At 50.7% G+C, this 635-nt stretch carries 1 protein-coding gene; it reads left to right on the top strand.

Annotated features, from left to right (window positions below):
* Window positions 1-635: sodium:proton antiporter (locus ACTHUM_RS17345; protein ID WP_440403606.1), on the top strand; the 635-nt coding region annotated here is incomplete at both ends.

Consider the following 635-nt stretch of genomic DNA (forward strand, 5'->3'; position numbering starts at 1 on the left):
TTACTGGCCGGTGTAGTCGGCGCGGTTTTGCTGTCCGGTTTGTGGAAACCAAATCATCCGGGCTTTGAAATCTTGGGCAGCCATTATGCCTTGCAAAACCTGATGCGCGATGGCATTTTGCTGGCTTTGACCGCCGTATCTTGGATTATTACGCCCAAACAGGTACGCGCAGGCAATGAGTTCAACTTTGAGCCGATTGCCGAAGTGGGTAAACTGTTTTTGGGTATTTTCATTACCATTTCGCCTGTTTTAGCGATTTTGAAAGCCGGCGAAACAGGCGCATTGGCTTCCGTTGTTTCTTTGGTTCACGACGCGGCAGGCAATCCGATTAATGTGATGTATTTCTGGATGAGCGGCATTTTGTCGGCATTCTTGGATAACGCGCCGACTTATTTGGTGTTCTTCAATATGGCCGGTGGCGACGCCCAAGCCTTGATGACAGGCCACCTGTTCCATTCGCTGCTGGCAGTATCCATGGGCTCTGTATTTATGGGTGCGCTCACTTATATCGGTAATGCGCCGAACTTCATGGTCAAAGCCATTGCCGAACAACGCGGCGTGCCGATGCCTTCCTTCTTCGGCTACATGGCATGGTCGGTGATTGTATTGGTACCGCTGTTTGCCCTGCATACGAT

The sequence above is a fragment of the Neisseria sp. P0021.S006 genome, assembly GCF_051956895.1.